Source organism: Rhodococcus wratislaviensis (genome assembly GCF_041228765.1).
In the GTDB taxonomy this organism is placed as follows: domain Bacteria; phylum Actinomycetota; class Actinomycetes; order Mycobacteriales; family Mycobacteriaceae; genus Rhodococcus_F; species Rhodococcus_F wratislaviensis.
Window position 1 is genome coordinate 7,380,973 of the sequence record NZ_CP150488.1, and the last position, 24,680, is coordinate 7,405,652.

The following is a 24,680-nucleotide window of genomic DNA, read 5'->3' on the forward strand; positions in this document are numbered from 1 at the left end:
TCCCGAAAGGACACGCCATGTCCACACCCGACATTGCGGCCGAACCCGCCACCCACGCGGCCGGGCGCACCTCGATCGTCAAGGTCGCCTTCGCCAGCATGATCGGCACGGCCGTCGAATGGTATGACTTCTTCCTCTACGGCTCGGCCGCTGCACTGGTCTTCGGGCCCCTGTTCTTCCCCGACAGCGAACCGGCCACGGCCACCCTGCTGGCGTTCGCCACGTTCGCGGTGGGCTTCTTCGCCCGCCCGCTCGGCGGCATCGTCTTCGGCCATTACGGCGACAAACTCGGACGCAAGAAGATGCTGGTCGTCAGCCTGCTCATGATGGGCGCCGCGACCTTCGCCATCGGCCTGCTGCCGACCTTCGCGAGCATCGGTATGGCCGCACCGCTGCTGTTGATCGGCTGCCGACTGCTCCAGGGCTTCGCCGTCGGCGGCGAATGGGGCGGCGCGGTCCTGATGGCCGCCGAACACGGGGACAACGACCGCCGGGGATTCTGGACGTCGTGGACCCAGGCCGGAGTGCCACTCGGGAACCTCCTCTCCGCGGTGGTGCTGTGGGTGCTGGCACTGTTCCAGAGCGACGAAGACTTCGATTCCTGGGGCTGGCGAATTCCCTTCCTGCTCAGCGCCGTTCTCGTCCTCATCGGGTTGTGGATCCGGCTGAGCATCGACGAATCCCCGGTCTTCGCCGCCAACAAAAAAGCCCTCGAGAACCACAAGGCCGAGCACGCCCCGATCATCGAGGTCCTACGCAAATACCCCCGCGAGGTGCTCATCGCGATGGGCCTGCGGTTGGTGGAGAACACCTCGTACTACATCTTCACGGTCGTGGTGATGACCTACATGGTCACCTACCTGGATATGCCCAAGAGCGCCGCCATCGCGGGCGTGCTGATCGCCTCCGTCGCGCAGTTCTTCCTCACCCCGATCATCGGCGCCCTGTCCGACCGGGTCGGCCGGCGACCGCTGTACTTCACCGGCGCACTCGGTGCCGGCATCTGGGGCTTCGTGTTCTTCCCCCTCATCGACACCGGCAACCAAACCGTCATCGCGGCGGCGATCTTCATCGGGCTGATCTTCACCACCCTGATGTACGCGCCGCAGGCGGCGATGTTCTCCGAACTGTTCGGCACCAGCGTCCGCTACAGCGGCGCCTCCCTCGGCTACCAGCTCGCCTCCGTCTTCGCCGGCGGTCTCGCCCCCGTCATCGCGGTCGCACTGCTCGGCACCGTCGAGGAAAAGAACACCATCGCGGTCAGCATCTACCTCGCCGTCCTCGCCGTGATCACCATCATCGCCGTAATAGCCGCCAAGGAAACCGCCCGCACCTCCCTCGAACACGACCGGGTCCTCGACGAGGCCACCCGCACCTGATGAAGCCTCCGGGCCGGTGTGCGGCGCTCACCCCGCACACCGGCCCGGTCACCACCTTTCGAAAGAGCCTCTCCCATGAACACACCCGCCCACACCACGGTTATGGACCTGTTCCGGCTGGACGGCAACGCCGCCCTCGTCACCGGTGCCTCCCGCGGCCTCGGCCGCGCACTGGCCATCGCACTCGCCGAGGCGGGAGCCGACATCCTCGCCGTCGACATCGGCGAACTCGACCAGGTCGCCAAGGAGGTGCGCGCCCGCGGCGTTCACTGCGCCACCCGCACCGCCGACCTCAGCAACCTGACACCCGACACCGCGGCCGAGCTGATCTCCTGGGCCAAAGCCGAGTTCCCGCATCCGACGATCCTGATCAACAACGCCGGCATCATCCGCCGCGGCCCCGCGACCGAAACCACGCCCACGGACTGGTCGGCGGTGCTCGACCTCAACCTCACCACCCCCTTCCTGCTCAGCCAGGCCTTCGCACACTCGGTCCTCGCCGCAGGTGAGGATGCCGCCAGTATCATCAACATCGCCTCGATCAACTCCTTCCAGGGCGGGATGGAGGTTCCGTCCTATGCCGCCTCCAAACACGGAATCCTCGGACTGACAAAGGCGCTGGCAAATGAATGGGCCGCCCAGCGCATCCGCGTCAATGCGATCGCGCCGGGCTACATGAAAACCGAATTCACCGTTGCACACCGGCACGACCCCGCGCGGGCCGAGAACATGCTGCGCCGCATTCCCGCCGGCACCTGGGGCCGACCGGAAGATCTTGCCGGTGCGGCCGTCTTCCTCGCCTCGGCCGCGTCCGCCTACGTCACCGGGACCGCCCTGTCCGTCGACGGTGGATGGCTGTCCCGTTAACACCACAAAGACCATTCGGAGGACATCCCGCGGCATCGACCCTGCAGAAGCATCCTCTGGGCCCCGCCGACACGGGAGTTGGTCGCATCAGCTTCGAATCTTCGCAGGAAATGTATGAGCACTTCTCCAGACGGAAGATGAGCGGGAGATAAGCAGGCTGCGCAAACCAGGGCCTCGGGTCACTTGCCAGGGTAGGTTTTCGGCAATCGAACCCTTCCCGCCCGGTCGTCGAATCCTTGACCGAAACATTCGTGGAACCGACGAGTGCCCGGTCGCGACGTTCCGGATCGGTTATCCCGCAACGGTTCTTCCGATCGCGATCCCATACCTCGAGGAAACACATGCTCTCTTGCACAGCTAAATCCGGGCTCGGTTGCCATGCGGCACTGGGATCGGGGCGCCCAGCTCTTGCGTACCGCCGATCGCGTGCACGTCCGAAACAGCGACGCCGGCTCCGCCGGTGGTAGGTCGTCTCGATCCATTCCACGATCGCCAACCGTAGGTACCTCACGGCCGCTCGCACGGCAGTCGAGGACATTGCGTTGCGGAGACGCGAAGAACGATTCCATCGCCGCATCGTCACCACGTGCCCTCGTCGTCCTCATTGATCCTTGTAAACCAATGCCGGACAACAATTCTACGAAGACCCCAGAACCGCACTCGATGCCGCGAGCGGAATGAACGACGGTGCCGGGTTGCGGAGCGCGACAGCATTTCGCAGCGCCGAACATGCCAGGTCCGCAGTCATCGGGATCGGCGATCGAATTGCCGAGGATCCGGATGGAGTGGCAGCCCTTGATCGCGCAGAGGTAGAGCTCTGCCTGAACTCGACGGCACCACCAACTCTTCTCCGCGCACCGCTGGGGATTCTCCCCAAAAAAGTCAATCCGAGCAAAATGGCGATTTGATGCCAGGCGCGGGGCGCGTACCGTACTATATGTGGCTTCTTGGCGCCACTTGTCGCCCGGTGCCACGCCGAACAAACCCGAAGATTGGAGCAGAGATGCGTGTCTTGCGTGCGTTTGTAGGAGCAGTCGCTTGGGTCTTCCTGGTTCTGGCGTTATCTTTTCACGCGCCCCTGCCGACTGCTCAGGCCGAGTGTATGAGATTGCCGTACTTCACGCAGTCCGGATATGCCAACTTCGATTTCCCCCCGCGAATCGTCACGCTGATGAACGACAACGCGATCGCGGTCGAAGGCATCGCGCCATTCGAGGCCAAGCCCGCGAAGACCGGTCTCTATCTGCCGATCGGCTCGCAAACCAACCATATCGACGCGTGCATGGGCGTGTTCTATCCCGGCGGGCCGAGGTTCATCGGCAAGACTGGGAATTCTGTTGTGGTTGAAGATATCTGGCTGAGGATGGACGGCGCCTACGGGACCGTGAAGGTCAACGGGGTCGCCCAGGGCGAGAGGATGGTCGCCACCTACAATGTCGGTGAGATGATGCCGACGGTCATGACGCCGCACGGTGGCGGGATCGGCCCGACGTATTGGCCGTTCCGCTTCTCCCCGTATTTCGCGCAGGCCCTCAACGAGGCTGCAGGTGCGAACGTCTTCATGGCTGGTGAGGTGTTCGCCAACCTCGACGCCGTCGGGAAGTTCTGAAGAACCCAAGTCCATTCGAGTGTGCCCCCGATCGAGTTCGATGACGAGATTCCCGCGGGCTCCCAGTTCGCCTCGGCCACTGCGGTTCCCGGTGCCGGGTCAACCTCGGCTGATCGGCGCCGACGGTCACCCGGGTGACCGAGAACGGTAGTCCCTCCGGCACCGGCGGTCGATCTCCTCGCGCCCCGTCGGCAAGCTCGCCGCGTACAGGGTGCCGTCAGGTCCGGGTGGAATACCGCGAAAGCGATGGGCAGCACGTGGGATCGCGTCCGTGACTTGCTCAGCAACCAGTGCCGTTCAACGTCCTCGGCTCACCGACCGGGTCCAGGTGAACCTACGGCTCTACATGGTCGTAGTGACTCGGATGCGCCGCCATCAACCCACGCACGCGCTCTGCTGCGGTCGGGGTCCCCTCCACCTCAGATCTATGCAGCAGAACGCGTGGAGTGCGTGAAGTCCAGGCGATCGAGGCTGCGCGGGCAATCCCGACATCTGGGAATGCGTGGCGTCCCGAACAACATGAGCTGGGGAACCGACACAATAAAAGTGGAACCTACATATCCACCGACACTGTAGGTTCGCGGCTCACATGTCACTTCTCCGAGCTTTCGAACTGCGGATTCTCGAATTCGTGTCGGTACTCCCGAATTTGCCAGAATCCTCAGCGCGGCCGCCGTCCGGTGAGGGGATCCTCGGGTTCGTGCGATGATCGCAACTCCATGGTGTAGAGGGCGATGGTGTGGTCGATACAGCGGGTGATAAAGGCACTCTCGAGAGGTTGGTCGCCGACCAGTAGCCGGAAATACAAGGGGGCGGAAAGGGTTTCGAGAACCTCACGGGGGTCCACGTCTTCGGGCAGTTCGCCGCGTTCGATGGCTTTGCGGATGACGTGGGCGGTCCGTTCGCACTCCTGATGGGCATGATGGTCATTCACGGGGCGCAGGCCGGCGGCTTCTCGCCGATCAGCATCTACGGCGTCACCGTCAACAACATCGCGTCGAAGGCCGGCCTCGTCAGCAGCCCCCTGGCCCTGTTCCTCGGCAGCCTGTTCTTCAATGCGGCGATCGGAGTATTGCTGTTCGTCTTCCTCGGCGGCCGTGACCTCCTCGGACGAAGCGTGCACGACGAACACCACCACGACGACGGCACCGTCGGCGGAGCGAGCGCCGCACCCACACGCCTGCGAGGGCACGGGGCAACCACAACCACCGCACCGACCCAGACCGTCACCGCGGAGAACAGCCCCGCATTGGCCACCGCCGTCCGCGCCATCACCTTCGATCAGATCCTCACACTCATCGGCCTCGGCGCCCTCGCGCTCTTCGCGCTCGTCCTCGACCTCGACGTCGGATTCATCTCGATGACCGTCGCAGTCGTGCTCGCCCTCGCCTCCCCGAAGGCCCAGAAGGGTGCGATCGCGCAAATCAGCTGGTCGACGGTACTGCTGATCGGCGGTGTGCTCACGTTCGTCGGCGTGCTGCAGGAGGCCGGAACCGTCGAATACGTCGGCGACGCAGTCGCGAGCCTCGGACTGCCGCTGCTCGTCGCACTACTGCTCTGCTACATCGGCGCCACCGTCTCGGCGTTCGCCTCGTCCACAGCGATCCTCGGTGCCACCATCCCCCTCGCCGTCCCGTTCCTGCTGTCCGGCAACATCGGCGCCGTCGGGGTGATCGTCGCGCTGAGCGTCTCCTCGACCATCGTCGACGTCAGCCCCTTCTCGACCAATGGCGCCCTTGTACTCGCCAACGCACAAGACGTCGACCGCGACCGCTTCTACAAACAGATCCTCAAATACAGCGCACTCGTCACACTCGTCGGACCGCTCGTGGCCTGGGGAATCTTCGTGCTACCCGGATGGCTCTGACCCATCCCCTGGGGCGGCCCTCGACCACGGGGGCCGCCCACACGTCGGGGCCGTAACCCTGTCATCGCGCCGTGACGGTCGATCGCCGATCGATACGTCGCAACCCGACGAGAGACAGCCGCGATTTCCGCCGACACCGTGCCAACACAATTGCACTGCAACGTGGTTGGACGAGGCGTGTTCCTTCGAGGGCACCCCAAGCGGACGAGGTTCATGGCGAGCGGTGGCCCGATCAGTCGTGCAGATCGCGCCTCCACCGGCACGCCGAACTCGCAGCCACAGCCTGGAGTCGCTACCCCGCCAGCCGGTGACTGCGTTACTGGTATCTCAAAGGTGCTCGTTCGCAGAGAGATTCACCCTGTGAAATTCCGTTGAGCATGCGCTCCGCCCATCGCTCCAAGACCTCAGACGGTTAGCCGGCAGAGATCGTGCAGACAACAGGGTGGAAGTTGTCGTTCGCCGAGTCGGCCTGCACGGTCCCACTGCACGGCGCTCGATGAAACTGCCTATACGACACCTGGTAAAAGCAGGGTGACCTGCCGAGCCATGGACCGAGCGGTACCATCCGAATGTCCTGAACGCCTAGAGACATCCGACCACCCAGGGGAGCCCGTGACACAAACCCATGCCGGAGCCCACCGGAAGCGGGTACCGGCCGAGCACCGGGTGCTCGGTATCGATCGACGAACACTGCCGCCCGCGCTCTTCGTCATCGCGGTCTTCTTACTCTTGACCGTCGTCGTGCCGCGGATCGACGCGTCCATCGACTGGGACGACCCGATACGCGCCGGCGAACAGCTCGCTCTTACCGACACCATCGCCTTCACCCCGGCCACAGGATGGGACATCGAGACCGGTTTCCGCGTCGGCCAAGGGGAATCGGGCCGAAAGGCCGGCGATGCAACCATCGCGGGAGACGGGATCACCTTTCAGGTCTCGCCCGATTCCTTCGACGGCACCCCGGACCAACTGCTGGACCAGGTCGAAAAAGTTACCTCCCGCACCACCGACCCGACGTTCCGCGTCGAGGGCAACCGGAGCACCCTCACCACGACGACCGGACAGACCGGCGTCGTCCAGCCCTACAGCAGCCTCGACGTCGACGGTCTGGTCGCAGCCTTCGTCCTCGACGGCACCGGCCTGAAGATCACGGCATACGGTCCGCCCACCCAGATGACCGCGGCCGCCGAGAACATCCGGGCCATGATCGCCAGCATCCACACCGTCGACGGGAACAACGCATGAGCGACACCGACACGGCGACCGACTCGTCGAGCACCGCGGCCCAACGACGCCAACGCGAGGCGTTGGAGGTCTCCGGGTGGGGCGAGCGCTTCGAGTTCGTCCAACCCCACAACCTCTCCTTCTGGGTCTACCTGGCGCTCACTGCGGTCGGGTTGTTCCAGGCCTGGGCGTACTTCGCACCAGAGGCCGGGTTCTACGCCGACGGATTCGCGATATCGGCCGTGCTCTGCGGATTGTGCGGACTCGCCTGGTTCGCCTGGTTCCGTCACATCGACCGGTGGGAGCGCCAACCCGGCCGACTCGTCGCGGCCGCACTTCTGTGGGGTGCCATCCCCGCAACGTTCGCCTTCGCCATGACCGTCAACTCAGCGATGCTCAGCATCTACCCGAAGCTCTTCGGCCAGGAGTGGAGCGCGAACTGGGCCGCGGGCGCTACGGCACCGATCACCGAGGAGGCCGCAAAGCTGTGCGGCTTCATCCTGCTGATGGGCCTCGCCCCGCGACTGATCCGCACCGCCAACGACGGCCTCATCGTCGGCGCATTCATCGGACTCGGATTCGCGATCTTCGAGGACTTCCTCTACGCCGCCAACTCCACTGCCCGGACGTTCGGAACAGACCCGGTCGGTAACGCCGTGCAGATGTCCGTGACCCGGATCGGCGTCAGCTTCATCTCTCACCCGCTCTTCAGCGCGTTGGTCTGCGCCGGCGCCCTCTACCTCATCGGGACCAAGGCGCAGCCCCGGAGAATCGGGCTCGGGTCGGCTTTCGTGGCGGCTGGGATGTTCCTGCACTTCACGTGGGACGATGCAGCTGGACTCGGAGGTGGAAACCCGCTCGTCCTCATCGGCGTCATGTTCGGTTCGATCGTCATCGGATTCACGGTGCTGACGATCGCCTTCCGGCGGGCCGCGCCACGGGAGCATCAATTCGTCCGCGACATCCTCGCCCCCGAGGTCGAGGCAGGGGCCCTCACTGCAGCCGAGGTCGACGGCGTTCTGGGCAAGAAAGCGCGCAAGGCCTTCCTGAAATCGGCCCCTGACAGGCGGTCCCGCCGGGCCCGCAAGCACCTACGCCGCGCGATCCTCGACCTCGCACACGATGTCGCCCACGACAAGGGATCCGACTCCGAGGCGGTCCGGCACTCCCGCGCGGAGGTCGAGCGACTGCGCGCCAAGGCCGACCTCGGGCGCGGAGTCTGAAGCCGGCGGGAATGCCTCGCCGAGAGTTGAGACGGCGCGTCGCCTCACGGCAGGCGTGCCGCCTCTCGGCGACGCATCGACGTAGTATCACAACGAAATCCGTTCAAGCGACTTCTGTAGACGCCTCCCGCCTTGAATGGACGCCGCCGCGGACGGTGGGCAGCAATCCCGGTGCGGACATTGACGGTGAGGCACTCACTCCACTCCCCCGCAGGCACTGCGGCCGAGAGCACGATCTGCAGCGATGACCCGTTCCGCCAGTTGTGCGCGAACGGGCCCGCAGCAGGCGGAATCAGGTGTGATTAGAGGCCCCGCTCACGCGTGATTTCCGGTTCGTCAGTTCGTGGAGCTACCAAGGCCCGCATCATTGCTCGCCATACGTGAATCCCTTCCACCACTATCCATGGGGTGTTCACCTTTTTTGGGCCTGCTGTGTTCACCTATTGGGCCCGCGATCCGCCTTGGGCGCTGCTTCGCGCGCATTCTCCGGTCAGCGGGCGACACGTTCGGCGTTGTGAGAGCGGTGTATCTGGTGAGCCGGTGCGCGCTGGTTGGTCCTTGTGCGGACGGTCGAGGTCCGCCGCAGGGATCCGCGGACTCCGTTGCCGGGCAGGGTAGCTCTCTGCCGGGACGGGGGCCGCCGGCAACTTCGTGTTAATACTCAGGGCTGCATGTCGGGCGGGGCCGCTAACGAGCCCGATGCCCCGAGGATGGCGTAGACCGCGGCGCGGACACGATCGGCGACAGCCCCGGTGGAGATGGCATCGAACTTGCCGTCGAGGTGCAAGAACGCCAGGCCATGCACCAGCGCCCACACCGCATCTGCCATCGCGTCCGGGTCGGCAGTAGGAAATGTTTGCTGCACAATAGATTTGACGTACTCGTGAATCGCCGTTGTCGCAGCTACCCGTTCGGGGTTGGTCGGGTCGCACGGTTCGGCAAACATGACACGGAACAGTCCGGGGCGGGCGAGTGCGAACTGGACGTAGGCGATGGCGATCGCGGCGAGATCGTCGGCGGTGGTCGGAGCCGGATGGGCTGCGGCCAGTCGGCCGGCCAGGTCTTGGTAGCCCACCGCGGCGACAGCGGACAGCAGCGCATCGCGGTCGGAGAAATGCCGGTAGGGCGCGGCAGTGGACACACCGGCGCGTCGAGCGGCGGCACGGAGCGAAAGCTCGGCGGCTCCGTCTTCTTCGAGGAGTTCCACGGCCGCGCGCACCAGCGCGTTGTGCAGATCGCCGTGGTGATACGGCTGGGTCGTCGTTGCCATGGTCCTAATCTAGCAAGTGTTGACAATGCTTACATATCCTTTTAATGTTAGCGCCGCACACATGATGTGATCATCGTAAACATTGCTCTCGAAAGAAGGTCTGTAGATGTCGAGTGGTTCGGTCTCGGACGGGTTGTTCTCACCGCTTCAACTGCGATCCGGTCAGACATTGCGCAACAGGATTGCGAAAGCGGCCATGGAAGAGGGCATGGCCGGCAAGGCGCAGCTGCCCGACAAAAAGCTGATCGAGCTGTACCGACGGTGGGGCGCCGGCGGTGCCGGCCTGCTGATCACGGGAAACGTGATGGTGCACGCCGAAGCGCTGACCGGTCCCGGGGGCATCGTCCTCGATGCTGCCGCACCGCTGGCACCGTTCGCGGCGTGGGCGCAGGCCGGTAAAGCCGCCGGCGCGGCGATGTGGATGCAGATCAGCCACCCCGGTCGACAGATTCAGTCGAACATGCCCGGCGTGGTGTGGGGGCCCTCGGATATCGCGGTCCAGCTCGGCCGTCACTCCAAGCGGTTCGGTCGGCCGGTCGCGATGACCTCCAACCAGATCGAGGCGACCATCGCCCGGTTCGTCACCACCGCCCGACGCGCCGAGTCGGCCGGATTCGACGGGGTCGAGGTCCACGCCGCGCACGGCTACCTGCTCTCCCAATTCCTTTCCCCGCTGGTCAACAACCGCACCGACGAGTGGGGCGGTTCACTCGAGAACCGTGCCCGGCTACTGCTCGAGGTCGTGCGGGGAATCCGTGCGGTGGTGGCGCCGAAGTTCGCCGTCTCGGTGAAACTGAACTCGGCGGACTTCCAGCGGGGTGGCTTCGACGCCGACGACGCGCATGCGGTGATCGGCATGCTCGCGTCGGCGGGTGTCGACCTGGTTGAGGTATCCGGAGGCAGTTACGAAAGCCCAGCCATGTCCGGGCGCCCGGCCGATGGCCGCACCGCGGCCCGCGAGGCGTACTTCCTCGATCTGGCCGCGCAGCTGGCCGAGACCAGCACACTGCCGCTGATGCTCACCGGCGGGATCTCGCGCCGGGAGACCGCCGAACGCGTGTTGGCCAACAACGTCGAGCTGATCGGCATGGCAACCGCGTTGGCGGTCACTCCGGATCTCCCCGACCGTTGGCGCGAGGGACTGGAGGCGGACAAGGGGATGAAACCGGTGACCTGGTCGGACAAGGCGCTCGCCTCTGCCATCGAAATGGCCATGGTGCGCTACCAGATGCGCCGGATGTCGGCCGGTAAGAACCCGGCACTCGGTGTGCACCCGGCCCTGGCAATGGTCGCCGACCAGCGCGTACAGCGGAGGGCACTGCGTCGTTACTCACGATGGCTCACCTCCACAATGCGTGAACGGACCGCGACGCCGGTTCCGAGCGCGGCAGCGCGCTGAACCCGTGATCGGGTTCACCTCAACCTCCCCGATCGGTGGCCACGCCCACCACGTCGATCTCGACACGACGCCTCGCCACCATCCCATCGCATTCCCCACCGACCCTGTCGATCTCGGACGAGGGTGCCTCGCCGACAACACCTCGGAGAATTGATGTCCACGACCACCACGCAGCCGCGAACCGGGTGGCATCGAGTCCCTTCTCGGCGCCGTGTGCGAATACCCACTGGGCGGCAGCGTAGTTCTGCTCGATCGCCGTCGGGTACTTCGCTTCCGGGGACAGGTCGTAGTCGGGGAAGACCACCGCGGCATCGGCGCCGACGGCGAGCTCGCGGACCAGTCGGTCGTGGGTGTGCGCGTTGCCGAACACCCAACCGGCCCCGTGGATGAAGAACAGGACCGGAAGGGTGCCGGTGGTACCTGCCGGTTTCACGATGCGCACCTTCACCGATCCGGTCGGACCGCCCTCGACGGTGATCCACTCTTCGTCGATCGCCGGTTTGTCGATCTCCCCGGACTGGACCTCGTCGACCGTTGTGCGCCCCTCGTCCGGTGGAAGCTGGAACAGGAACGGGGGCGTGTCGGTCGCCTTCGCGAATTCGGCGGCCTCGGGCTCGAGGACGGGCTTGATGTCGGTCATGTCACTCTCCTGTCGCGGGTTCCGGCCCTGCGGTGCGGCATGCCGGTATGCGAATCACCGTGGGGTACGGCCCCATCGTCGGTGTTACCTGTTTTCGGCGTCGACCAGAATTCTGGGCAAGCCGGGATGGTTCCTCCTCCTTTCGTCGAGCGAATCACGGTGTCGTCGGTGGCCGGTGAATCTGCCGTGGGCGGCACCGGTTCGTCGGGGATCAGGATTCGGTGGGAAGCAGTAGCACCTTGCCGACCGAGTCCTTCGAATCCAGCATCGCTTGTCCTCGTTCGGCGTCGGCCAGTGGCAGCTTGGCCGAGATGACCGGCCGCACGAGCCCCTGTGTGACCAGTGGCCACTCCTTCTCGGCCACCGCCGCGACGATCTCGGCCTTGGACCCGGGACCGGTCAGGGGCCGGTTCCGGACGTTGAGGCCGATCACCCGGGCGCGCTTGCCGATGAGTGCTCCGACGTTCAGTTCGCCGGTGAAGCCGCCCTGCATTCCGATGATCACCAGCCGTCCGCCGATCGCGAGCGCGTCGACGTTGCCGGGCACGTACTCGCCGCCCATGATGTCGAGGATGACGTCGACCTGTCCGGCGAGCTCGGTGGCGAAGTTCTGCTCGCGGTAGTTGATCACGATATCGGCTCCGAGCTCGCGGCAGCGCTGCGCTTTGGCCTCCGAACCGACGGACACCGCCACCGTGGCGCCGAGTGCCTTGCCGACTTGGATGGCGTGGGTGCCGATGCCGCTGCCGCCGCCGTGCACCAGCAATGTTTCCCCGGCCTTCAGGCCGGCGTCCATGACGATGGTCGACCACACGGTGCTCGCCACCTCGGGCAGCGCGGCCGCGTCGACGATCGAGAGCCCGTCCGGGATCGGCAACAGCTGGGCCGCCGGGACGACGACGTACTCGGCGTATGCTCCGCCCGCGATGAGAGCGCACACCTCATCGCCCGGGCGGAAGCCGTCGACTCCCGCGCCGACCGCGACGACGGTGCCGGAGGCCTCCATGCCCATGATGTCGGTGATTCCTGGCGGTGGCGGGTAGAGGCCCTGACGCTGCATCAGGTCGGCGCGGTTGATGCCGGCCGCGGCGACCCGGAGCAGGACCTCGCCTGCGGCGGGGGTGGGCGTGGAGACCTGCGCGATGTTCATGGTCTTGTCATCGTCGACGACGATGGCCCGCATGGTGGCGGGAACTGTCTCGGGGGTGGTCATTTCAGTGCCTCTCGTGCAATCGCGGCGGCAAAGCCAGGGAGACCGGGCGTTGCGACTGCGATGTATAGTTGGGCCGTCCGGTGACCGGTGGCTCTCGTTGTGCGGCAACGGGATATGCGTCAGCGGGCGCCGATCAGCTTCCAGACGCGCAGTACCGCGCTCAGCGCCGGCGCCCACCTGGTCCACGGGATGCGCGCGGGCGGGGTGAAGCCGAGGGCGCGCTGATGGGCGACGGTCTGCGGTTCGGTGTACTTGAGGATGCCGTCCTTGCCGTGCCGGCGTCCCACGCCCGAGTCACCCATTCCGCCCATCGGAGAGTCGATGCTGCCCCACGCCGCCGCGAACGCCTCGTTGACGTTGACGGTGCCGGCGTGCACCCGGGCGGCCACCGCACGTCCGTGAGCGCCGTTGCGGCTCCACACGCTGGCGTTCAGCCCGTACGAGGTGGCGTTCGCCTGCGCGATGCCCTCCTCGACATCGTCGAAGCCGTAGATCGAGACCACCGGACCGAAAGTTTCGTGCCCGTGGAGGGTCATCTCCGGAGTGACGTCGGTGAGGACGGTCGGCTCGTAGAACAGCGGACCGAGATCGGGGCGGGCGGTACCGCCTGCCAGCACGGTGGCGCCCTTGCCGACGGCGTCGGCAACGTGCGTGGTGACGGTGTCCAGCTGGGACTGACTGGTGAGGCTACCGACGTCGGTGCTGTAGTCGTAGGCCGCGCCGAGCTTCAGTTGCTTGGTCCGCTCCACGAACTTGGCCACGAACTCTTGCCGCACCGACTCGGCGACGTAGATCCGCTCGATCGACACGCACAATTGCCCGGCCGACGGGAACGCGGCGGCGACGGCACCGTCGGCGGCACGATCGAGATCGGCGTCGTCGAGCACCAGCATCGCGTTCTTGCCGCCCAGCTCCAACGAGGCTCCGATCAGACGCTCGCCGGCGTCGCGGGCGATCTGGCGGCCGGTGGCGGTGGACCCGGTGAACATCACGTAGTCGGCGTTATCCATCAGCGGCTCCCCTATCGAGCTGCCGCGGCCGACCACCATCTGCCACACGTCGGCGGGCAGCCCCGCCTCGTACATCAGATCCATGGCCCACAGCGCGGTGAGCGCGGTCTGGGTGTCGGGCTTCTGTACCACCGCGTTACCGGCCATCAGGGCAGGAATCGCATCACCGGCGGCCATCGACAGGGGGTAGTTCCACGGTGAGATGATCGCGACCACGCCCTTGGGATGGTGCAGCTCGGTGGTATGGGTCAAGATCGGGATCGCTCCGCGCCGGCGCTGGGCGGCCAGCAGCTTTTCGGCGCTGCGCGCGTAGTACCGGGAGGTGATGGCGGTGTCGGTGATCTCCAGGAACGCGTCGCGACGGGTCTTTCCGTTCTCCGCCTGCATCAGGTCCAGGCCTTCGTTCTGGCGTGCGAGGACCAGGTCGTGGAACCGCAGCAGCACCTTGCGGCGCTCACCGATCGGGGTGGCTGCCCATATGGCCTGGGCGCGACGAGCCCGGACGAAGGCTATTTCGACGTCGCCCGGCGTGGAGACCGGGAAGTCGGCGAGTGGCCCGCCGGTGTAGGGGGCGGTGGTGGCGACGCGGGTGGCGTCAGCACCCGCGGCGACCTGACGGGTCAGACGATCCCGCAGCTGGGCAGTCAGCGAGGACGGGAGGCCGGCGGTCGTCGTAACTCTTTCGGGGGTGGCGTATTTGGTGGACATGGTGGGACTCCGTTGAGGGTGTCGAATGTCGGAGCGGATGCGATGGCCGATTACCGGCTGCGGACCGAGAACGGAACCGGCATGTGCAGCGCAGCCTGCGCCTCGGTGCTGACGTCGAACGCGATGGTGCGGATCGGCTTCAGTGCGCGCAGGTCGTCGGCCATGCGTCCCGCGCCGAGGGTCAGGTCGACACCGCGCGGGAACATCGAGGTTCCGCCGGCCAGCACGTGGGTCTGATTCAGGGTGGAGTGCCAGGCGCCGTCGACCTTCGTGTACGAGGTCAGGGTGGATACCTTTTCGCCGCTCCGGGTGCGCTTCTGGGCCGGTGTCGGGGCGGAGAAGGCGATGTCGACGCCGCCATCGGTGTTGGCGATGCGGGCGGTGGTCCGGCGCTCGTCGATGTTCACGTCGAGTGCGGTGACCCATTTCGGGAAGCCGTAGCCGTGGTGGCCGCGCACCTGGGCGATATCGGTGTTCACCGGCAGGGAGAGCACGTACGAGTGGAGGTGGTCGTTCGCCAGCGCGGCCGCGACGTCTGCAACGGGGAGTCTGCCGTGCCGGGCGGGGCGCACCGCAACCCCCACCGCAGCCTCGGTGTAGAAGTCGATGTCGCAGACGTCGTAGCGGAAGAACATCACCGACACCAGGCCGAGACCAGGGACGATCTCCAGTGGGGTGAGCTCGCGCGGGATCCGGTTCCGGATCGCCTTGCTGGGCGCGATCATCGTCAGACGTGCCGACGACATCGCGTAGTAGAAGTTCGGAGTCAAGGTGGGCCCGATCCGTGACTCGCCCCGGGTCTTGGGAAGGGTCCGGAAGAAGTCCACTCCATTGACCCGCGGATCGCGCGCCACCTCGTCCAGGTCGGTGTCCATCCGGAAGCGCTCGAACAGGCCGCCGGCGGGGACTATGACGGAATGTCCACCCAGGTCGACCTCGATGGTGTTCTGCTCGGTTGAAGTCATGTGTCGGTCCTTCGCCATCGGTATGTGTGCACTGCTTACATCAGGCTAGACCGGCTATGTAAGCATTGTCAACACTTCTTGGATTCCCGTGGGCGATCGGCCTCGATACGGTCGAATGTGACAGGCACCTGTTCCCTGCGGGCCGGTCGGACCCTCGACGCAACGTCCCGTCGTCACCTGGAGCATCGCGGTTGACGCGTGGGCACCATCCACATAATGTAAGCGGTGTGCACATCCGGCCGTGTGCCGAGAACCCATCACAGGTGGCCCACAGGCGTCCCCTTTCCGGAGGAACACATCATGACGAAGGCCCTGTTCGTAGTAACCGCAGCCGACCGTTGGACGCTCAACGACGGCACCGTGCATCCCTCGGGGTACTGGGCTGAGGAACTCGCGGTGCCGTACCGCATCTTCAGCGAAGCGGGATGGAACATCACCGTGGCCACCCCCGGCGGCAAAGCGCCGACGCTCGATCAGCTCAGCCTCGGTATCTCCGGAGGGATGCCGTGGAAGCGCCGCGACGTGAAGAACTTCCTCGACAGCATCGCCGACGTACTCGCCCACCCGGCTTCTCTGGATTCGGTGGACCCGGACGAATTCGACCTGGTGTTCTACCCGGGCGGTCACGGCCCGATGGAAGATCTCGCCTACGACAAGACCTCAGGCGAACTGCTGACCCACCGTCTGGCATCGGGCAAACCGCTGGCCCTGCTGTGCCACGCGCCGGCTGCGGTCTTGGCTGCAACCAACCCTGACGGCACCTCGGCCTTCGCCGGTTACCGGATGACCGGGCTGTCCAACCGCGAAGAACTGTTGAACCGATTCGCCAAGAAGGCGCCGTGGCTGTTGGAGGACAGGCTGAAGGACGCCGGCATCGAGTACTCCAAAGGACTGATCCCACTGCGCCCACACGTGGTCGTAGACCGCAACCTCTACACCGGGCAGAACCCGCAGTCCTCCGAAAAACTGGCGACCCAGCTCGTCGATGTCCTTCTCGGCTCCGCGACAGGCTCCGAGAAGGGTTAGAGGGCTGGCATATTCGCGAGCTCCACCGGTTCGATGTCGACGCAGTCGCTCCATCAGGTCCGCTCAGCCACGACGGTTGCGCGGCGATCCGCCACACTCCCCGAGCAAGTACGCCCACCACCGACGGCCCAATCCAGTCGACTCTCATATGGACATGGCCGCAGTTCGTGGCCGACCAGACCAAGCCCGCATGGTGCCGCCGGTGGTAGGACTTCGACCCGACGAACAAGCCTTCGGGTCAACAGCAGCGACCGTCGTCGCAACAGCACCTCCGTTTTCGCGCTCGTACCTGACCTCAACCGCATCGGCCCACGTCACGGTTCAAAGCTGTTCTGCAGGCAGGAGTCAGCAGTCGAGTGCCGGTCCCGTAAACCCAACCCCGACCTGCACCAGTCAGGCGGAGATGTCGTGAACCGCCGCGCCCAAGTCGAGTGACGTGTTAGAACGAACGGGTGGCACTCGGCGAACAGATCGAGATCGACGTTCGGACACGCATGATTGCGGGTCAAGAGCTCGATATGGCCGCACGCCAACCAGACGTGGGCAACGTGATCGTTCACCGAGCCGGAGATCTCCTGGTACTCGTCGACAGCGGGGTCACATCCGTTATCCGCGACGCGATCCGGTCCGCTGCCGACGACCTCGCTCCGTGGTCGAAGATCCTGCTGCTCACCACCCACGGTCACCCCGACCATGTCGGGAACAACGACATCATCACAGACCTCGGCAAGGGACTCGACAAATCGAACGTGCACCATTTCGTCAGCGCACACGACGCGAGCCAGTACCACGATCACGGGTTCCCCTACTGGACCACGAGCCTTGAGCGCGTGACCGGCTTGGTACCGGGCTTCGAGGATCCGTCTGCGGCAACTCGACAGCTCCTCGCCATGTACCAGCCCTACGTTCCCATCACCGACATCACCCGGACCTACGAGGAACTCCCGCTCGAGCACCTCGCCATCGGCTCTCAACACATGTCGGGTTGGTCGTTCGGAGACGGTGCCGTTCAGGTCATCCGCACCCACGGCCACTGCGCCGGCCAGGTCGTCGTCCACCTTCCCGAGGCGCGGTTGCTGCACCTGTCCGACGAACCGAACGGCCCGTGCGGCGCGATGCACGATGCCAACCAGATGAATATCTTCGCCGCGCTCGCCCAGGCGCTGACGCTGGTCGAGACCGATGCTGTCGACATCGTCACCGAAGGCCATGCGTTCGAGGTGTTCGATCGCCCGACCGCAGCCGAGCGTCTGTCGACGCTGCTCGATCAGGCTTCGGCGCTGGACGGCGCCGCACAGGCACTGCTCAGCGGTGGCATCGACGACCTTCCGGCGTTCGTCGACGCCTTCGTTGCGCGCTCCCAGGCGCTTGGCGTATCGGGCGCGAACCCGAACCCCATGTTCAACACCATGATGACGATCGCCAAACTGCGCGAGCTGGGCCTCGTCGCGAAAGGCAAAGGTCCGCAACAGACATGGAGCCGACCCGTGCTCGACGACTCGATGGGCGCACCATCGTCATCGGTTGAATGACCCCTCGACCGACGTAGTTGCTGTGCTCCTTTCCGTCCCACTCGCCTCGACGAATTTTGTCCCACACCCGAGCGAATTGAGGTTCGACCGATGTTCACCGGACTGTCCGCCTTCCCCCTTACGCCGATGAACGAGACGGAAATCGACGAGTCCGCGTTCTCCGGAATTGTCTCGCGACTGGCTGACGCGGGTGTCGAGTCCATCGGCGCCCTCGGGTCCACCGGTAGCTACGCCTACCTGACCAGAGAAGAGCGCAAGCGGGTCGCACAGCTCGCTGTGGCCGCAGCGGGCACCACACCGGTCATGATCGGTATCGGGGCGCTGCGCACGGCGCACGTCCGCTCCCTCGCCGAGGATGCACAAGATGCGGGCGCCGCCGCGGTGCTGCTGGCACCGATGTCCTATCAACAACTGACCGCAGAGGAAGTGTTCGGCCTGTACGAAGCGGTGACACGTGAACTGTCCGTGCCGCTGTGCGTCTACGACAATCCCGGTACCACCCACTTCACCTTCACCGATGAACTGCACGGCCGCATCGCCGAACTTCCGAAGATCGGATCGATCAAGATTCCCGGTGTCCCTGTCGACCCCGCCGAGGCAGCCGGTCGAGTGAAGTCCCTCCGATCTCACATCCCGTCGACGGTCACGATCGGTGTCAGCGGAGACCCCTTCGCCGCGGCAGGCCTCGACGCCGGCTGCGACGTTTGGTACAGCGTGCTTGCCGGCGTGCTTCCCAAGCCATGCCTGGCCCTTGCCCGCGCATCCCGGAACGACGACCAGAACACCGCCACCGCGCTGTCGAATCGACTCGAACCCATCTGGGAATTGTTCCGGACCCATGGGAGCCTGCGCGTCGTATCCGCCATCGCCGAACACCTCGGCCTCGTCGAATCGCCCAATCTCCCGCTGCCGGTACGGGGGCTCGCCGAGGCCGCACGTTCAAGGGTCGCCAGCGCGCTCGAGCAGGTCCACGATCTGCTGTGATCTCCGCCGAGGCTTAGGCCCAGACGAGGGCCGGCCTGTTCACCGCGCTGGCGGTGACGAACTCGGCGGCCGTGCGCGCAGACGCCTCGGCGCCGTCCAGGAACCCCTCCAGATTGGCCGTGGCGGGGTTGAGAGACCGGATGCGGCCCGAACCCAACTCCCACAGCCCCAGCGGGGTCGGCGTGCATCCCAAACGCCGCGGTCCCCGCGCGCCGCCGAATGCGGGCCGAAGAAGTGACGGTGACGGCGGGCGCCCTTTGTACATGCTGCGCGCCGGGAAGTTCCGGCTTCCGCGACTCTCGTGCAACGGGAGATAATAATGCGGGACTATCGGGCATCCAGTATCGGCAAAAATCACGTGTACATATTCGGAGGCGGCCCAGATTTACGAGCGGCGCCCAATTCGAGCGGCCCAGATTCTCGAGCCGCGGTTCGCACAAAGGTCATTCCGGGTCGCGCCGGCCCGATTTCGGGGTGACGATATCGACGCTCCTGCCGACCGGCCCCCTCGTACACCGAGTGCACTTCCCGGCCGAGGACGGCGGCAGGGGCAGGCGGTGGCCTCACGAGTGATCGCGCTGATCAGGGCGGTGGCCCGGCCGCCCCCAGGCGAGCCGGGGCACCGCCGTCCCGGATTGCTCCGTCGGTCATCCCAATCCGATGCCGCCGCCGAAGGTGACGCTCAGCCACTTCAGGAACGCCTCGAACGCGACATTGAAGTCGATTCCTGCAGAACCCATCAGAATTCACTCCTTTCCCGTTGATGAATCCACGGGATCATCAAGCCCCGCTTACTGTGCCTATCGCAATCGGGGTCGATGAGTGTTTCGCGAAAAAGAAACTTTCTCACATAATGAAATTAACAAACCGCCCATATTGTTTCGGACAATCAAATAATGGGTGACAGTGAATTATCGTGACATTTGTTTCTCGTGTACATTCGCGTGACCCACGAGGCTGCCCGGTCCTCCATCGCGGCGCACACCTTCCTCAGCAGGTACCCGCAAGCGAGTGCGATACCCGGATCGCCCTGAAGGTCGCACCCCCGGGGTGCAGCGCGGCGCCGGTCCGCGGCGTGACAACCCGGAGGCCAGAAGATGGCCGATCGCCCAGCGGGCGCGACGTCATCGTGCCTATGATCCGGGCGCGTGGCCCAGCGTGGCCGACCGGAAGGTGTAGATCGATGCCTGAGAACAAGAACACACCGAAACCCGAACCTGGTCCGCTCGGCGCGGGCGCACGTGTGCTGGTGCGCCGACCGTCCGAAGCGGCGCAGACAGGTCGGATCATCGAGGACTACGCCGAGCTGACCGACACCGAGGAACGCGGGCACGCCTGGGCGCCGGTGCACCGGTGGGCGGTCGCCCTCGACGACGGGCGACTGGTGTTCGCAGACACCGACGACCTGACAGCCGACCCCGGCACGACGGAAATGGGCAAGTAAGGCCGGCAGGCCCCTGACCGGTCCAACGGCCAGGCACAGGCGGGGTCACACCACCTTCACGCTGCCGGTGAAGAAGAACGGCGCCGTGCGCCCGAAGCAGAAGACGGTCACTTCGACCGCTTCGCGAAGTCGCGCGGGTCACCGGGCGGCACGGACGGCTGCGCCGAGTCCGTCCGCGAACCGGCCTGTACCAGGGTGGACGGCGTTCGAGGAGCCGACCGGCCGGCCGGTGTCGTCACACGTCACATGCACCGATCAATTCCAACTCCTGACCGATTGAAAATGAGTCGTTGGGGGTAGCCGATTCGGAGTGGTCCGCACGGCACTCGCTGATCTCGGGTGCCGGCGGCTGCTCCAGCCCGACCGGGGTCGTCCAACGATCGCCGATCCGGGTGAAGGGAGTCGACAATGATGACCCGATTGCAGATCGCGGCAGCGGTGGTCGTGGGCTACTGGATGGGGCGAGCACACCGGACGAAACTGGGACTGCTGCTCGCCGCGGCGAGCGCCGGCCGCCTCGCCGGAGGACCTCAGGAGATGGTGGACCGGGCGACCAAACTCCTCCGATCCTCACCCCAATTCGCCGAACTCAGCGAATCGGTACGGGGCCAACTCCTCGACGCCGTGAAAGTGGCAGCCATGACCGCCGCGACCGCCCGGATCGACGCCCTCAACAACCGATTGCTCTCCGGCTCCGACGAAATTCTCGAGACCGCCGAAGACCTGGTCGAGAACACCGCGGACCTGGCCACAGACGTCACCGACGACACCGCGGAGGCGGTCGGGGACGTCACCGACGACACCGCGGGCACGGTCGCGAAACTCGCCGGGGGCACACTCGGCGCAGTGGATGCGTTGGGGCGCAGGAAGCGGCCGAAGAAAGCACCGCCACCGGACGAGACCGACGAGACCGACGAAGCCGACGAGACCGACGAAGCCGACGAAGCCGACGAAGCCGAGGACACCACGGGCAGGGTGCGGAAGCTCACCCACGACGCCGTGGGCCTGGTGGGGCGCAAGAAGCGGCCGAAGAAAGCACCGCCACCGGAGGAGGACGATGACGATGACGAGGACGACGAGGGGATGGCAGAGAAGGCCGAGCAACGACCGGCGCGGCAACCGACCCGCAGGCGTAGTGACGAGCCGCCCCGCAAGCGAAGCGCCCCGGCGAAAACCTCCGGCACCCGGAAGCGGGGAGTGCAGCGATGACCACAACGGGTGGTCCGAGCTCGAGCAGCCTGGCCGACGTCATCGACACCATCTTGGACAAGGGCCTGGTCATCGACGCCTACGTGCGGGTCTCACTGGTCGGTATCGAACTGCTCACTATCGACGCCCGCATCGTCGTCGCCAGTGTCGACACCTACCTCCGCTTCGCCGAGGCGGTGAACCGGCTCGAGATCGGCAGCGAACCCAAGGGCCTGACCGATCTCGTCTCCGACGTCAAAGGCAGCGGCAGCACGAAATCCAAGACCAAGGGCGTCCTCGAGGGCGTCGGCGAAACGATCAGTGAACTGCTCAGTGGATCCGGCAGCGAACGCGAACCCACACCCCGGCGGGGACGGAAATGACATCCCCGACGACGTCGACAGCAAACTCGCCGAATGCCAGACCATCACGCCGGAGGTGTGCAGATCCTCCAGTGGAGACGGCCACGGTGAGGCAGTCCGACTCCCCCTCCAGCACAGCCGGATTGACGCCAGTCCGGACTGAGAACCCGCAAGAGACGACTCGCGACGTCCTGCGCCCACCAGAACGATCTGCTGCGATCACCACCACGTTCGCCAACTGTTATCCATCCATCCAACCTGAAGTCTCCGGACCAGCGGACGGGCGACCCCGGTGACGACGCTGCTCTCTCCGATCCCCAACCTCGACAGACGATGATTCGGGTACGGGTTGCTACGACCGTTCACGGATGAGCTTCCGATCACGGTCGGGGTGCGCGAAGACCAATGCCAGGACTGCCGCGACGAGTCCGAGCCCTCCGAGCAATTGGAATGCCAAGAGATAACCCGCGGCCGGAGTCGCTGCGTTGTCGACGATCAAACCGGTGGCATACGGTGCGATCAGGCCACCGACAGCCATCAGCGCAATGAAGGTACCCATCGTTCCTGCTGTCTGCTGCGGCGGACACAGTTCCGAGATGGCCGAATTCACCAGCGGGAAAACCATTGCCGAGAATCCGTAGCCGATCGAGATAGCCACGACGGCCACGATCGGGGTGTCGAACACAGGCATTGCCATCAGAACGCTTCCGCACACGATGACACCGATGCAGGGCACGATGATCCGGACCAGACGAGCCGAGGCTCCGCGTTGCCGCAGGCGGTCTGTGACCGCGCCCGACATGATCATCAGAACGAGGCTGACGATGGATGGCAACGCGAACAACGATCCGGCCTGCATGGCACTGAATCCCAGTCCGACTTCGAAGTACGACGGCAGCCACGTCAACACCATGGTTACCAGTGCGTACACGACTATGACGAGGACGGCACAACTGACGAACGTGCGTGAGAGGAATATCGTACGCCACGGGGCGCTGGGTTCGGTTCCTCCAATGTCCGAATCCAACTCGGCGGAGGCCTTGCCCGCATAGGGGCCTTCGGACCAACTTGTCAGCCAGCACACCGCCCAGACTGCGCCGAGTCCGCAGAGCCCGAGAACTGCTGCACGCCATCCATATTCAATGGTAACGAACGTCAGTATCGGCGCCAGGGCGATCTTGGCCATCGACGAGGCACCAGTCAACAACGCACTCGGAAGGCCACGCTTGGCAGGAGGATGCCACGAGTACGTAGCGGTATGCATGAGCCCAGCGCTCGGCCCCTCGGCGAGCCCGAGGAGCATGCGACTGACGATGAGCATCGTCATACTCGCGGCGACAACCAGCGGGAGCATCACCACGGACCATGCAACGGCGAGCACCAACAGTGACCACCGCAGTGTCACATACTTGTTGATTGGGCCTGCGAAGAAGCCCCCAATAGTGAAGGCGAGGAAGAACAGAGAACCGGCCAAACCGATCTGAGAGGCGGTCAAGCCGAGTTCCCTGGCGAGCGGCTGGGCAATGACACCCAAGACCACCTTGTCACCCCAGTTGACGATATAGAGGAAGACGACAAGTCCGGTCATCCCCCACGCGCGGCCACTACTTTTCAGAATTCCTGCGCCAGAGGAGGAATGGGGGGTCTGTTTGCCTCGAGCGACTTCACCTGTGGTCACGGGAGTCCTTTGTTATGGGATCGCACGGTCGCCATCTGTGCAGTACGAAAATGCAGTAGACCCATTGAAGGTGACCCATGACACACAAGCAAACTGCGATTGCTTATCGCCCCGATAGACCCTTCCTATGGAAACTCACGCCGGGGCGGGCTTTCCGCAGCGTGTGGCACGTCCCCAGGTATCTCCGTTCCCGTGCCACGAGCCGCGGCGTGATTGGTGCCGTCCGTTCACGTGGCCCCCGACTCAGCTGATTTCATCCCGCGAGCTCTCGTTCACTGTGCCCACGTGCGATCGCGGCATGATGAACAGGGCTTCGGCTTCGATGCAGGTCGCTCCGGAGCCATCAGCGAGATGGCCGCGCACAATCGCCTTTCTGCCGTCGACCGAAGCGGTCCACGCTTCCAACCTGACATGCCCGAGCTTGGTGATCCGTTTGAAGGTCGTCGTGAGATACACGGTCATACCGGCATTTCCGCCGGCACCTGCGGCCTCACCGAGCAATTGGTCGAGGAGCATCGCACAAACCCCTCCGTGGACCTGTCCCGGAGCGCCCTCGTAAAGGCATCCCAGGTCGAGTTCCGCGCGTGCACGACCGTCCGGCAGCCGGCGAACGGTCATCGGTGGCGCCACCGGGTTCCGACGGCCGACCACGGCGTTACCGAAGTCATTCCGCAGCGGCCCTCCAATATCGAACAGGTCACCCGGAGTCCGATCGGGCACCGACGAGCGGAGACGCCGGGTGAGGTGCTCGAGCTGAGAGGCGACGTCATCGGCGATTGTCACGTCGACGTCTGCTCGCATCTGCGCCTCCATGAATGCCCGGGTGGCGTCGGTCAATCGGCGGAGATGCGCAGGTGCGTCGACAGTTTGAACAACGGATTCGGACCACGATGACTCGGCGGTATGCAATGGCGATTCAGCCATGGAGTACTCCTGGGATGTGTCAGACAGTTGACGGAAGTCACGCTGCGGGTTAGCTTAACAATCGTTCGAACCTCTCGTCACTAGTGCCGATGGGTTCGGAATCGCTTGCAGTCGAGCGCTGTCCGCATATGGGTTCGTCTCACCGACCAGGAATGCGACGGATCGCGA

20 protein-coding genes and 2 pseudogenes are annotated in these 24,680 nt (G+C 65.1%); 13 read left to right on the plus strand and 9 right to left on the minus strand.

From position 1 onward, the window contains the following. The first annotated feature begins 17 nt into the window (after positions 1 to 17). The 3 genes from WKC72_RS33950 (at position 18) to WKC72_RS33960 (ending at position 3,855) form a co-directional block, all read left to right on the plus strand. Positions 18 to 1,379, plus strand: coding sequence for an MFS transporter (locus WKC72_RS33950; protein ID WP_052033350.1), 1,362 nt, complete (start codon positions 18 to 20; stop codon positions 1,377 to 1,379). 75 nt (positions 1,380 to 1,454) lie between these two features. Further along, positions 1,455 to 2,246 carry an SDR family oxidoreductase gene (locus WKC72_RS33955; protein WP_037235403.1) on the plus strand — a complete coding sequence of 264 codons (792 nt, stop codon included), beginning with the start codon at positions 1,455 to 1,457 and terminating at the stop codon, positions 2,244 to 2,246. A 1,171-nt stretch (positions 2,247 to 3,417) separates the two neighbouring features. Then, positions 3,418 to 3,855 carry a hypothetical protein gene (locus tag WKC72_RS33960; protein WP_370180979.1) on the plus strand — a complete coding sequence of 146 codons (438 nt, stop codon included), beginning with the start codon at positions 3,418 to 3,420 and terminating at the stop codon, positions 3,853 to 3,855. Positions 3,856 to 4,516: 661 nt separating this feature from the next. Here the strand turns inward: WKC72_RS33960 and WKC72_RS33965 are convergent. Next, positions 4,517 to 4,789: a TetR-like C-terminal domain-containing protein gene (locus WKC72_RS33965; protein ID WP_370180980.1), complete on the minus strand. Its 273-nt coding sequence runs from the start codon at positions 4,787 to 4,789 to the stop codon at positions 4,517 to 4,519. On the opposite strand from WKC72_RS33965, the pseudogene WKC72_RS33970 reads away from it, so the two are divergent. The 3 genes and pseudogenes from WKC72_RS33970 to WKC72_RS33980 form a co-directional block, all read left to right on the plus strand. Continuing rightward, positions 4,760 to 5,722: pseudogene (locus WKC72_RS33970) on the plus strand (SLC13 family permease); the annotation flags it as partial. The gene WKC72_RS33965 and the pseudogene WKC72_RS33970 overlap by 30 nt on opposite strands. Positions 5,723 to 6,334: 612 nt before the next feature. Further along, entirely contained in the window at positions 6,335 to 6,967 is a 633-nt protein-coding gene (locus WKC72_RS33975; RefSeq protein ID WP_370180981.1) for a hypothetical protein, read from the plus strand. Next, the gene (locus tag WKC72_RS33980) at positions 6,964 to 8,169 is read left to right on the plus strand and encodes a PrsW family intramembrane metalloprotease (protein WP_370180982.1); all 1,206 of its coding nucleotides are present in this window, start codon (positions 6,964 to 6,966) and stop codon (positions 8,167 to 8,169) included. The genes WKC72_RS33975 and WKC72_RS33980 overlap by 4 nt, the downstream gene beginning before the upstream one ends. 661 nt (positions 8,170 to 8,830) lie before the next feature. On the opposite strand, the gene WKC72_RS33985 is transcribed toward WKC72_RS33980, so the two are convergent. Then, a complete protein-coding gene (locus tag WKC72_RS33985; RefSeq protein WP_370180983.1) occupies positions 8,831 to 9,439 on the minus strand; it encodes a TetR/AcrR family transcriptional regulator in 609 nt (202 codons plus the stop codon). 106 nt (positions 9,440 to 9,545) lie between these two features. Here WKC72_RS33985 and WKC72_RS33990 point away from each other — a divergent pair, with 106 nt between their 5' ends. Continuing rightward, on the plus strand, positions 9,546 to 10,838 hold the full coding sequence (locus tag WKC72_RS33990; RefSeq protein WP_370180984.1) for an NADH:flavin oxidoreductase/NADH oxidase family protein: 1,293 nt from the start codon (positions 9,546 to 9,548) through the stop codon (positions 10,836 to 10,838). 169 nt (positions 10,839 to 11,007) lie between these two features. Here the strand turns inward: WKC72_RS33990 and WKC72_RS33995 are convergent. The 4 genes and pseudogenes from WKC72_RS33995 to WKC72_RS34010 all read right to left on the minus strand — a co-directional run. Beyond that, positions 11,008 to 11,478: pseudogene (locus tag WKC72_RS33995) on the minus strand (alpha/beta hydrolase); the annotation flags it as partial. Positions 11,479 to 11,689: 211 nt separating this feature from the next. Continuing rightward, on the minus strand, positions 11,690 to 12,661 hold the full coding sequence (locus WKC72_RS34000; RefSeq protein WP_370184617.1) for an NAD(P)H-quinone oxidoreductase: 972 nt from the start codon (positions 12,659 to 12,661) through the stop codon (positions 11,690 to 11,692). A 149-nt stretch (positions 12,662 to 12,810) separates the two neighbouring features. After that, on the minus strand, positions 12,811 to 14,409 hold the full coding sequence (locus WKC72_RS34005) for a succinic semialdehyde dehydrogenase (protein WP_370180985.1): 1,599 nt from the start codon (positions 14,407 to 14,409) through the stop codon (positions 12,811 to 12,813). Between the two features lie 50 nt (positions 14,410 to 14,459). Continuing rightward, a complete protein-coding gene (locus tag WKC72_RS34010; protein WP_370180986.1) occupies positions 14,460 to 15,374 on the minus strand; it encodes an acetoacetate decarboxylase family protein in 915 nt (304 codons plus the stop codon). A 300-nt stretch (positions 15,375 to 15,674) separates the two neighbouring features. On the opposite strand from WKC72_RS34010, the gene WKC72_RS34015 reads away from it, so the two are divergent. The 3 genes from WKC72_RS34015 to WKC72_RS34025 all read left to right on the plus strand — a co-directional run bounded on the left by WKC72_RS34015 (position 15,675) and on the right by WKC72_RS34025 (position 18,916). After that, positions 15,675 to 16,400, plus strand: coding sequence for a type 1 glutamine amidotransferase domain-containing protein (locus WKC72_RS34015; protein ID WP_370180987.1), 726 nt, complete (start codon positions 15,675 to 15,677; stop codon positions 16,398 to 16,400). A 518-nt stretch (positions 16,401 to 16,918) separates the two neighbouring features. Further along, the gene (locus WKC72_RS34020; RefSeq protein WP_370184619.1) at positions 16,919 to 17,932 is read left to right on the plus strand and encodes an MBL fold metallo-hydrolase; all 1,014 of its coding nucleotides are present in this window, start codon (positions 16,919 to 16,921) and stop codon (positions 17,930 to 17,932) included. Positions 17,933 to 18,022: 90 nt separating this feature from the next. Then, positions 18,023 to 18,916 (plus strand): dihydrodipicolinate synthase family protein, encoded by an 894-nt coding sequence (locus tag WKC72_RS34025; protein ID WP_370180988.1) that lies wholly within the window; start codon positions 18,023 to 18,025, stop codon positions 18,914 to 18,916. A 13-nt stretch (positions 18,917 to 18,929) separates the two neighbouring features. Here the strand turns inward: WKC72_RS34025 and WKC72_RS34030 are convergent, their stop codons facing one another. Beyond that, positions 18,930 to 19,223, minus strand: a complete 294-nt coding sequence (locus tag WKC72_RS34030; RefSeq protein ID WP_370180989.1) for a hypothetical protein — start codon at positions 19,221 to 19,223, stop codon at positions 18,930 to 18,932. Between the two features lie 876 nt (positions 19,224 to 20,099). On the opposite strand from WKC72_RS34030, the gene WKC72_RS34035 reads away from it, so the two are divergent. The 3 genes from WKC72_RS34035 (at position 20,100) to gvpJ (ending at position 21,931) form a co-directional block, all read left to right on the plus strand. Next, positions 20,100 to 20,360 carry a hypothetical protein gene (locus WKC72_RS34035; protein WP_037233228.1) on the plus strand — a complete coding sequence of 87 codons (261 nt, stop codon included), beginning with the start codon at positions 20,100 to 20,102 and terminating at the stop codon, positions 20,358 to 20,360. A gap of 408 nt (positions 20,361 to 20,768) precedes the next feature. After that, a complete protein-coding gene (locus WKC72_RS34040; protein WP_370180990.1) occupies positions 20,769 to 21,569 on the plus strand; it encodes a hypothetical protein in 801 nt (266 codons plus the stop codon). Further along, the gene (gvpJ, locus tag WKC72_RS34045; RefSeq protein ID WP_370180991.1) at positions 21,566 to 21,931 is read left to right on the plus strand and encodes a gas vesicle protein GvpJ; all 366 of its coding nucleotides are present in this window, start codon (positions 21,566 to 21,568) and stop codon (positions 21,929 to 21,931) included. The genes WKC72_RS34040 and gvpJ overlap by 4 nt, the downstream gene beginning before the upstream one ends. Before the next feature lie 331 nt (positions 21,932 to 22,262). Here the strand turns inward: gvpJ and WKC72_RS34050 are convergent, their stop codons facing one another. Together WKC72_RS34050 and WKC72_RS34055 are read right to left on the minus strand one after the other, a co-directional pair. After that, positions 22,263 to 23,588 (minus strand): MFS transporter, encoded by a 1,326-nt coding sequence (locus tag WKC72_RS34050; protein WP_370180992.1) that lies wholly within the window; start codon positions 23,586 to 23,588, stop codon positions 22,263 to 22,265. Positions 23,589 to 23,831: 243 nt separating this feature from the next. Further along, on the minus strand, positions 23,832 to 24,512 hold the full coding sequence (locus WKC72_RS34055) for a PaaI family thioesterase (RefSeq protein ID WP_370180993.1): 681 nt from the start codon (positions 24,510 to 24,512) through the stop codon (positions 23,832 to 23,834). Positions 24,513 to 24,680 lie beyond the last annotated feature (168 nt).

Coding starts and splice junctions, on each gene's coding strand:
- WKC72_RS33950 (WP_052033350.1), top strand. CDS start 18: ATGTCCACACCCGACATTGCGGCCGAACCCGCCACCCACGCGGCCGGG.
- WKC72_RS33955 (WP_037235403.1), top strand. CDS start 1,455: ATGAACACACCCGCCCACACCACGGTTATGGACCTGTTCCGGCTGGAC.
- WKC72_RS33960 (WP_370180979.1), top strand. CDS start 3,418: ATGAACGACAACGCGATCGCGGTCGAAGGCATCGCGCCATTCGAGGCC.
- WKC72_RS33980 (WP_370180982.1), top strand. CDS start 6,964: ATGAGCGACACCGACACGGCGACCGACTCGTCGAGCACCGCGGCCCAA.
- WKC72_RS33985 (WP_370180983.1), bottom strand. CDS start 9,439: ATGGCAACGACGACCCAGCCGTATCACCACGGCGATCTGCACAACGCG.
- WKC72_RS33990 (WP_370180984.1), top strand. CDS start 9,546: ATGTCGAGTGGTTCGGTCTCGGACGGGTTGTTCTCACCGCTTCAACTG.
- WKC72_RS34000 (WP_370184617.1), bottom strand. CDS start 12,661: ATGCGGGCCATCGTCGTCGACGATGACAAGACCATGAACATCGCGCAG.
- WKC72_RS34005 (WP_370180985.1), bottom strand. CDS start 14,409: ATGTCCACCAAATACGCCACCCCCGAAAGAGTTACGACGACCGCCGGC.
- WKC72_RS34010 (WP_370180986.1), bottom strand. CDS start 15,374: ATGACTTCAACCGAGCAGAACACCATCGAGGTCGACCTGGGTGGACAT.
- WKC72_RS34015 (WP_370180987.1), top strand. CDS start 15,675: ATGACGAAGGCCCTGTTCGTAGTAACCGCAGCCGACCGTTGGACGCTC.
- WKC72_RS34020 (WP_370184619.1), top strand. CDS start 16,919: ATGGCCGCACGCCAACCAGACGTGGGCAACGTGATCGTTCACCGAGCC.
- WKC72_RS34025 (WP_370180988.1), top strand. CDS start 18,023: ATGTTCACCGGACTGTCCGCCTTCCCCCTTACGCCGATGAACGAGACG.
- WKC72_RS34035 (WP_037233228.1), top strand. CDS start 20,100: ATGCCTGAGAACAAGAACACACCGAAACCCGAACCTGGTCCGCTCGGC.
- WKC72_RS34040 (WP_370180990.1), top strand. CDS start 20,769: ATGATGACCCGATTGCAGATCGCGGCAGCGGTGGTCGTGGGCTACTGG.
- gvpJ (WP_370180991.1), top strand. CDS start 21,566: ATGACCACAACGGGTGGTCCGAGCTCGAGCAGCCTGGCCGACGTCATC.
- WKC72_RS34055 (WP_370180993.1), bottom strand. CDS start 24,512: ATGGCTGAATCGCCATTGCATACCGCCGAGTCATCGTGGTCCGAATCC.